The organism is Deinococcus marmoris DSM 12784, assembly GCF_000701405.1.
In the GTDB taxonomy this organism is placed as follows: Bacteria; Deinococcota; Deinococci; order Deinococcales; family Deinococcaceae; genus Deinococcus; species Deinococcus marmoris.
Genome location: NZ_JNIV01000142.1, coordinates 1 through 8,631, shown reverse-complemented (window position 1 = coordinate 8,631; position 8,631 = coordinate 1). Strand labels below are relative to the sequence as shown.

At 61.3% G+C, this 8,631-nt stretch carries 5 protein-coding genes and 1 pseudogene; 1 reads left to right on the top strand and 5 read right to left on the bottom strand.

The features are described from left to right. Positions 1-569 precede the first annotated feature (569 nt). On the top strand, positions 570-3,938 hold the full coding sequence (locus Q319_RS25880; protein WP_051655652.1) for a PAS domain S-box protein: 3,369 nt from the start codon (positions 570-572) through the stop codon (positions 3,936-3,938). Positions 3,939-4,021: 83 nt separating this feature from the next. On the opposite strand, the gene Q319_RS0121315 is transcribed toward Q319_RS25880, so the two are convergent. The 5 genes and pseudogenes from Q319_RS0121315 to Q319_RS28425 form a co-directional block, all read right to left on the bottom strand. Beyond that, complete coding sequence (locus tag Q319_RS0121315) at positions 4,022-4,765, bottom strand: sensor domain-containing diguanylate cyclase (RefSeq protein ID WP_029484435.1); 744 nt, start codon at positions 4,763-4,765, stop codon at positions 4,022-4,024. 156 nt (positions 4,766-4,921) lie between these two features. Then, complete coding sequence (locus Q319_RS0121310) at positions 4,922-6,322, bottom strand: glycosyltransferase family 2 protein (protein WP_029484434.1); 1,401 nt, start codon at positions 6,320-6,322, stop codon at positions 4,922-4,924. Continuing rightward, positions 6,319-7,563: a HEAT repeat domain-containing protein gene (locus Q319_RS25875; RefSeq protein WP_029484433.1), complete on the bottom strand. Its 1,245-nt coding sequence runs from the start codon at positions 7,561-7,563 to the stop codon at positions 6,319-6,321. Before Q319_RS25875 ends, Q319_RS0121310 begins: the two co-directional genes overlap by 4 nt. 2 nt (positions 7,564-7,565) lie before the next feature. Beyond that, positions 7,566-7,943, bottom strand: a complete 378-nt coding sequence (locus Q319_RS0121300; protein WP_051655651.1) for a response regulator transcription factor — start codon at positions 7,941-7,943, stop codon at positions 7,566-7,568. A 490-nt stretch (positions 7,944-8,433) separates the two neighbouring features. Next, a pseudogene (locus Q319_RS28425) lies at positions 8,434-8,631 on the bottom strand (hypothetical protein); the annotation flags it as partial.

The window sequence follows — 8,631 nt, the reverse complement described above, 5'->3', positions numbered from 1 at the left end:
CTAAACCCTACCCACATCACTTGGTCACTCTCTTCTTCCCTCAGAGGTTCCAGTTGGTTGTGCCCACAAATAATCCCTGCGGGCGATGCCGGGAGCTTCAGTACCGGACAACTTGGATTTAAGCTTCACTGGCACGCGAAAAAGCCTTTGCTCGTCGCTTGGATGACGTTTGAGAGAACGTTGTATCCATCGTGCCGCCTCCTGACAGAGCCGACAAGCGCTTGAGATCAGAAGCTGTTCTCAGCGCATTTCTTGTCCCAGACGGGATCGTTGCTCATATCAAGCTTTCTGCCGATCTGGACGACGAAAAAGTGAAGTTGTCCAGTACTGAAGCCGGGAGCATTTTCTCCGTCCTCCGAGGTGGCCGCAGCGGCGGGCTATGCTCCACGCCCTGCCCCCTGACAAACCATCTCTCACCACTTGGAACGATCACGACCACAGCAAATGGGGCATCCACATCCGGGCAGTGAGGTACGTCCGCTCTGTCAGTGAGCGTTTTCTCAATTGAGGCGAGCAACTTTCGGCACTATCCTCGCCCATGAACCACAACGCCGCATTCAGGAGGAGCCATGGACGTTCACCCCGCTCTATCACCTGATCTCCATCTCCTGAGCCAGGCGTTTGCCGCGAGCGTCACCGGCGTCGTGATTACCGATGCACAGCAGCCGGACCTGCCGATCATTTTCGTCAACCCAGCCTTTGAGCGGCTCAGCGGCTACCTGGCCGCCGAGATCGTCGGGCGCAACTGCCGGTTTCTGCAAGGTCAGGACCGCGATCAGGACATCCGGCAGGAGATTCGTGACGCCCTGCTGCAGGGCCAAAGCGTCACCACGGTGCTGCGCAATTACCGCAAGGACGGTTCGTTGTTCTACAACGAACTGATGCTCAGCCCCATCCGTGACGCGGCGGGAACCGTCACGCACTTCCTGGGCTTTCAGAACGACGTCACCGCGCGTGAGCAGGCCCGTCAGCAGGAAGCGCGCATCAGGCAGCAACTCACTTCCACCCTGGAGCGCATCACCGACGGCTTCGTGTCGTTTGATCAGGACTGGAACGTCACTTACGTCAACGCGGCGGCAGCAGCCATGACGGGCCGTCAACCCACGGAGACCCTCGGCCAGAACCATTTTGACCTGTTTCCCCTGTCCACCCACGCACCGCTGGGTCTGGCCCTTCAGAAAGCTCAGGAATCTGGTACCGTTCAGCATCTGTTAAACCACTCGGCCATGGGCAAGCAGACGGACGTGACCATTTATCCAGGCGAGGACGGCGTCTCGATGTTTATCCGGGATGTCACCGAGACCCGAGTGGCCCAGCAGGAGCGGCAGATCAGCCAGGAGCGCTTCGCCAGGGTCTTCGAGACGAGTCCAGTCGCTATCTTCATCACCCGTCAAAGTGACAAACGTTTCCTTGAGGTCAACGCCGAGTTTTCGCGCCAGAGCGGCTACACCCGCGAGGAAATCCTGGGCCACTCTTCTCAGGACCTCGGCTTGTGGGCCGACTCGGCTGACCGCGAAGTCGCCTGGAGCATGGTCGACGGCGATCTCCCAATTCGCAGCCGTGAAATTCCTTTCCGCAGCAGGAGTGGAGAGGACGTGTACGGCGTGCTGTCGATCATCCCGATGGAGGTGGCCGGTGAAGCCTGCGTGATCGGCTTCGTGCGCGACATTACCGAGGAAAAGCAGGCCAGCAATCAGTTCCAGGCCAGCGAGGAGCGCTTCGCCAGGGTTTTTGAAGCTTCACCAGTCGCTATTGTCGTGGCCGATCTCAAGAGCGGCCATTACCTCGACGTCAACGCCGAGTTTTTACGCCAGAGTGGCTACAGCCGCGAGGACGTGATCGGCCACACCCCGTTCGATCTCAACATCTGGGTCAATCTGTCAGAACTCGAAGACGTCGGGCGAACGCTGCAGGAAGAAGGGAAGGTGCTCAACCGGGAGGTGCAGTTCCGCCTGAAGTCTGGAGCGGTGGCCGACACGGTCATCTCGGTCGTTCCAGTGACGATTGATGGAGAAGCGTGCGTGGCCACCCTGATCCGTGACATCACGGTGGAGAAGCGGGCCCGGCAGGCGCTGATAGAGAGCGAGCTCCACGCCCGCACCATCGCCGCAGAGCTGCAGCACACGCTCGACCTGTCCGTGGACCTGATCGCGTCCGTCGGGTTGGACAACCGCTTCCTGTCTGTCAGTGCCGCTTCCAGTCGCATTCTGGGTTATGCGCCGGAAGAGCTGCTTGGCCACTCCGCTCTAGACTTCATTCACCCCGACGACCGTGCCGAAACCTTCACTGAGGCCCGGTACATTCGGTCAGAAGAGGTCCCGACGACCTTCCAGAACCGCTATCTGCACAAGAACGGCAGTGTGGTGTGGTTGGAATGGTCGTCCATGGTGTTGCCGGGCGACGGGATTGTGTACGGGGTGGGACGCGACGTCACCCAGCGCCGGGCTGCCGACGAAGACAGGGCCTTTCTGGCGGCCATCGTACAGGCCAGTCACAACGCCATCATTGGCGTCTCGCTGGACCACACCATTCGCTCCTGGAATCCTGGGGCCGAGGAACTCTACGGCCACACGGCCGAGGAGGCGATCGGTCAGCCGATCACCTTCATCGTCCCGGCCGACTTTCACGCGCTTGAACTTGAGTTGATGGAACGGGCCAGCCAGGGGTTCCGGGACCCACCCTTTGAAGGCAACCGGGTCACCAAGAACGGCGAGCAGATCCAGGTGATGGTCACCATCTCGCCGATCCTGGATGCGGCCGGTCAGGTGATCGGGGTGTCCAAGATCGCCCGCAACATCACGGCCCTGCGGAAGGCTGAGCAAGAAATCCAGGTCCTCAACGAGGACCTCCAGCGTCAGTTGCGTTCCATCACGGGACTCCGCAAGATTGATCACTCGATCGCTGCCAGTGCAGACCTCGACGTCACCCTCGGTCTGGTTCTGGACAATGTCAGGCAGCAACTCGGCATGGACGTGGCCACCGTCCTCCTGTTCGATCCACACCGCAAGACGCTCACGTACACCGTCACCCGGGGCTTCTACGCCGAGAAACTGGAGAACTCGGGGACGAAACTGGGTGTGGGACTGGCCGGCAGCGCCGCGTTGATCCAGCAGCCGATCAGCCTGACGGATCTGACGCATGCCTCCGCCCTGCCCGCCTGGCGTGACGTCGTGAGGAACGAGGGATTGACCGCTTACTACGCGGTGCCGCTCCTCAGCAAAGGGCAGGTGGTGGGGGTCCTTGAAGTGCTCCACCATCAGGCCTGGCCGCTCTCACTGGACTGGCTGTCGACCCTCGAAACGTTGGCCGATCAGGCAGCCATCGCCATTGACCATGCTCGGCTCGTGACCGAACTCGAGCGCAGTAACGTGGAGCTGCGCTCCGCGTATGACAAGAACATCGAGGGCTGGGCACGGGCGCTCGACCTGCGGGACCACGAGACCGAGGGGCACTCGCGCCGGGTCACGGAGATGACGCACGCCCTCTGCGCGGCACTCGGCTTCACGCCCGAACAACTCATTCATGTGCGTCGGGGCGCGCTGCTTCACGACATCGGCAAGATGGGCATCCCTGACGCGGTCCTGCTCAAGCCAGGCAAGCTCACGGAAGACGAGTGGAGCCTGATGAAAAAGCATCCGAAGTACGCGGCGGAGCTGTTGACCCCGATTGAGTTCCTGCATCCGGCCCTGGAGATTCCGCAGAACCACCACGAGAAGTGGGACGGCAGCGGCTACCCGCGGGGACTGCAGGGTGAGGCCATTCCGCTGGCGGCCAGGGCGTTTGCCGTGGTGGACGTGTACGACGCGCTGATGAGTGACCGGCCCTACCGCCAGGCCTGGACGCGGGAGAAAACGATGGATCATATTCAAAGCGGTTCAGGGCTCCACTTCGATCCTGAAGTCGTGGAGGTCTTTGTTCAGATGATGGAGCAGCCGTGACCTGCCAACGGATGAATCCGTTGGCAGGTCACATCAAGATCAGCGGATCAAGTTCTACCGGGGAGCGCTGGTCTTGAGCCTCGTCATACCAGGCAGACCCACCACCCGCACGTTTGGTGCGGTACATGGCGGCGTCCGCATGATTCAGAAGCTGTTCGGTGTTCGGGCTTCTGGGTGTGGTCAGGATAACTGCTCAGGCCGAGACTGCAGCGCACGAAAATGTCCTGACCGCGCAACTTGAACGGCTCCTCGAAAGCTTGCCGAATACGTTCCATCACCTTCGCAGCGTCGTCTGCCGAACGGACATCGGTCAGCAACAACGTGAATTCATCGCCGCTCATCCGGGCCACCACGTCGCTGGTGGCCACTGAGTGCTTGAGGCGCAGCGCAACCTGCTTCAGAAGTTCGTCGCCCGCCGCGTGCCCGAGCGTGTCGTTGACGATCTTAAAGCGGTTGAGGTCCATCAGGCCCACCACCACGTTTTCACCCGACTGGTCTGCGCGGCGGCAGGCCTGGGCCATCAGTTGGCGGAAATGGGCACGGTTGGGAAGCCCTGTCAACGCGTCGTGGAGGGCCATCGTACTGAGGTCCTGAACGGCGCGGCGCAGGTTGAGTTCGTCCATGGCCATCGCCGCAAAGGATTTGAGCAGAACTTCTTGCTCAGCGCTGAACTCACGCGAGCGTTGGTCGAGCACGCAAAAGGTTCCCAACTTATGACCCTCTGCAGTCATGAGCGGCGCGCAGGCGTACAAGCGCAGGTGCGGCTCACCCGTGACATTGTCAAGCTTCTTGAGCCGGGTGTTCTGGGTGGCGTCGTGAACGACCATGACGGGGGAAAGACACGATAAATTTTACTCTGCTAGGAACTTGGCTCACAATTGTCCCAGTTGGAAGTGCTGGCTTAGGAGACGATGAAATACCGTGTTTATCGGCCTGTGTGTCCGTATCAATTAGGCCCTCCTTCAACTGGGACAGCATCAGTTTTATTTCGTCTGGATCCGTGTGCGGGTCATCGTTCCCCATTGGCCCTTTTTCTGACCCAGCTTCAGCGTCGCGCGGAAGCGCACCCAGGCATGCCACTGGCGGAAACCGAAGTTCTCACCAAGCGCAGTGAGAAGCAGCATGACCCGGTCAACCGGACGGCGAAAATGCACGCGCATAAACAGTTCGATGCTGAGCGCCGCCACGCTGACCACCGTGCCGTACAGCAGGGCCAGCAGCAGGAACAGAGCGACGAACGTGCCGTCCAGGCGGCCCGTCAGGGCCAAGACGATCATAAAGCCGTACCCGAACACTTCAATGACAGGCGCCAGGGCCTCGAAGAGCAGGTAATACGGCAGCGCCACCAGACCGATTCTTCCGTAGCGGGGATTGAACCACATCTTTCGGTGTGCCCAGAGGGCTTCCCACAGCCCACGCTGCCAGCGGTCGCGCTGCGCTCCCAGAATCCTGACGTTGTCCGGGCATTGCGTCCAGCACACCGGATCCACGTCGAACTCGATGTCGTACGGCCTTTTTTGCTCACGCATGTGGCGGTGAAGCCGCAAGACCAGTTCCATATCTTCGCCCACGGTGCCCTCAAGGAAGCCGCCGACGTCCATCACGTCGCTGCGTTTGAACAGCCCAAACGCCCCGCTGATCACCAGGAGCAGGCCCAGCGCGCTGAAGGTGGTGCGTCCGGCCAGAAAGGCCCGGGCGTACTCGACAACCTGTACGCGCTCGATCCAGGTGGTGGGCAAGCGCAGTTCAGTCACGCGCCCATCGCTCATCACCCCACCATTCATGATCCGCACGCTTCCGCCGGCGGCGACCAGCCTGTCGTTCTCGATAAACCGCCGGGCGAGCCGCAGCAGCGCCTCAGCGTCGAGCAGACTGTCGGCGTCCACCGCACAGAACAGTGGAAACGTGGCGTAGGTCAGCCCGACGTTGAGCGCGTCGGCCTTGCCGCCGTTTTGCTTATCCACCACCGTGAGTTTGGAAATGCGCCGCGACCGGTAGACGCCGCGGATAGGTCTGGTGTGTAGCACACGACTGGGATGACGTTCAGTGGGTACCAGGTCGTACGCGTCGATCAAGGCCTGAAGGGTCCCGTCCTTGCTGCCGTCGTTGACGACAATCACCTCGAACTCTGGGTAGTGCAGCGCCAGAAAGGAGTTGACCGAGGCTTCGATGGTTTCCTCCTCCCCGTAAGCAGGCACCAGGATGCTCACCGGCTTGTAGAACTCGCGGTTGAGCAGTTCGGTCAGCCCGACGCTCTGGCGCCGGCGGACGTGACGCCCCAATTCACGGGTGGCCACGTAAACCGCCACCGCGTAGAAGCTGTTCAACACCGTGAAATACAGTAAGATCAGCAACTCGATGCCACCGAGGACCGAGCCGATCATGTGCTCCCCGGAGCGTAAGCCAGCGGGGGCCGAACCGGTTGAAGGGTCAAGGGCATTTTCAGCTGACGCTCGCCATGTTCCTGCAGGGTGGTGCGGGCGATGTCACGTGCGTAGCGGTCGGCGTGACGGACCGCTGCGTCGCTGAGCAGACGCTCCCCTTCAGGGACATGGAGCAGGCCCTGAGCAGCGGCCCGGCGCACCCACCAGTGCGGGTCACCGAGCAAACTCCACAGGCGCTCTGCGGGCACTGGATTGAGGTACGCGGCGGCCTTGGTGGCCTGAAGGCGAACGAACGCAGTAGGATCCTCGGTCAGCTCCAGGACAGTGAGAGCACTGTCCGCCGGAACCTGGGCGCTGCTGACCAGTACCCGCAAGGCACCAGCACGGAGTTCCGCGTTCGGGCTTGAGAGCAGGACCAGCACTTCACGGTGCAGCGCTCCAGTGCGTTGCCGGGCCAGCACGTCCAGCGTGGCGGCGCGCAGAATGTCGGGGGCGCCCAGCAGCAGTTCGTGTGCCAGAAGTCTTCCCGCCTCGCCCAGCAGCGTCAGGGCTTCTTGCACCTGTCCGACACTGAACTCGCCCCGGATGATGGCGCCGTGCAGCGCCAGCACGCGCGAAGTGCGTTCGGTGCGGTGCAGCTCGAGACGCCCGACGCTGCGCGACAGCGCCAGCAGCGCAAGGGCCCGGATTTCCGGGTGTCGGTGACGCAGTTCCTGGTCCAGAGCGTCCAGGGCGAGCGGTTCGCGCAACAGGGCCAGGCGCTCGATGGCCTCTGCGCGGACCACCACTGGCGTCGAGCGCCTGGCCAGGAGGCGCAGATCGCGCGACAGCCAGCCCTGGGCCCCGTACAGGGTCTTGAGGCGGTCAGAGACTTCGCCGCTCAGGCTATCGCGCAGTTTTAGCAATGTTTGAACGCCGGCCTCATCCAGGCGCCCAGGGAGCGGTACGTCGGCGTACGCCCAGGCGAGCAGAGCCTCGCTCCACTGGGCTTCACGCACTGTGGCGTTCAACTCAGCACTCTGCAATGCACCGAGTTGAACGAACTGCAACACGCTCAGAATCACGCAACTTAGACCGCCAATCACGCAGGTGAAGATCAACACTGGCCAGATGCTCCGGGCGCCTGGGTGGAGATGGTCGGTGAGCAGGGTCACGCCCGTGGCCAGAATCAGCAACGTCAGTGCGAGGCTGATCCCCAGGCTGAGGACCCCAAACCCCAGCACCGGCCGGTGGCCTTTCATGCCTACTGTTGCCTTGCCAGGTTCTGAACCCGCAGCACAAAGGTGTCCGGGTCGAATGGCTTGGTCATGAAGTCGTCTCGGAGGTCTTCACTGGCATTCAGGGTGTGCTGCTGACCCATGGCCGTCATCACCAGCACCGCCGTGCGGCGGCGGTTGATCTGTGGCAGCAGGTTCAGTCCGTGCCCGCCCGGGAGATTCAGATCCAGCACAATCACCTCTGGCGTCTGGGTGCGCAGATAGTTTTCCGCGTCTGGGAGGTCCGCACATTCCACCACTGTGATCCCCGCCCGGGTCAGCACGTAGCGCTGCAAGGTGCGGATCGCGATGTTGTCCTCCACCAGTAAGACGGTGGCAGGTGAACTGCGAGGGGTAACCGTCATGGAGTAGCCTTTTCGGTCAGGGAGCGTCGGGCGGCGCCTTTCTGAACCCGTTCTATCGTCAGAGCCGTTGCAGCGATGTCACAAAATGAGACGCTCAGGGTGCTAAAAATGCAGAATTCTGCAGATAGCTGAGCGGCGACAGCACTTCCTCAGCCATCAGGCCTGCAGATACCCTCCGCTGATGGGAAGAAGGTCACCAAATTCTGAGGGCAACAAACACCGTAATGCGTAGGCAGCGGAGTCTAGTTCGACACATCTCATCCTGTGGCCCAATCGCCTCGGGAGGGTGATGTCTTTGGCCCCTCCAGCACAAACTGTGCAGCACAGCATCCTAAAAGCGGGGCAAGCCCAAATCGGCGCTGTCCCGATTCCCGCACTTTACGTCACGCACCCGTCTTTCTCCTGCTCACTCCGTTCGGATTTCCAGGTGTTTCCAACACCTTTCAATCGGAGTCCGTATCAGCAATGGTTCGGACAGTTTTGACCACCCTCAAGCCGCTTTGACCCCCAAATCCAGCGGCCTGGACGGATGTTTTCCTAATTCGGCAAATCGTGCCTGGAGACCTAGATTGCTCAGTATTCGCCACGCAAAGAGCCGGTTGAAGGCCCGCCGCTTGATGTCTTCGTAGGAAAACACCAGTGAAGTGGCCGGGCGACCCTGGAGGCCAGCGGCCTCCAGCAGCACTTC

Coding starts and splice junctions, on each gene's coding strand:
- Q319_RS25880 (WP_051655652.1), top strand. CDS start 570: ATGGACGTTCACCCCGCTCTATCACCTGATCTCCATCTCCTGAGCCAG.
- Q319_RS0121315 (WP_029484435.1), bottom strand. CDS start 4,765: ATGGTCGTTCACGACGCCACCCAGAACACCCGGCTCAAGAAGCTTGAC.
- Q319_RS0121310 (WP_029484434.1), bottom strand. CDS start 6,322: ATGATCGGCTCGGTCCTCGGTGGCATCGAGTTGCTGATCTTACTGTAT.
- Q319_RS25875 (WP_029484433.1), bottom strand. CDS start 7,563: ATGAAAGGCCACCGGCCGGTGCTGGGGTTTGGGGTCCTCAGCCTGGGG.
- Q319_RS0121300 (WP_051655651.1), bottom strand. CDS start 7,943: ATGACGGTTACCCCTCGCAGTTCACCTGCCACCGTCTTACTGGTGGAG.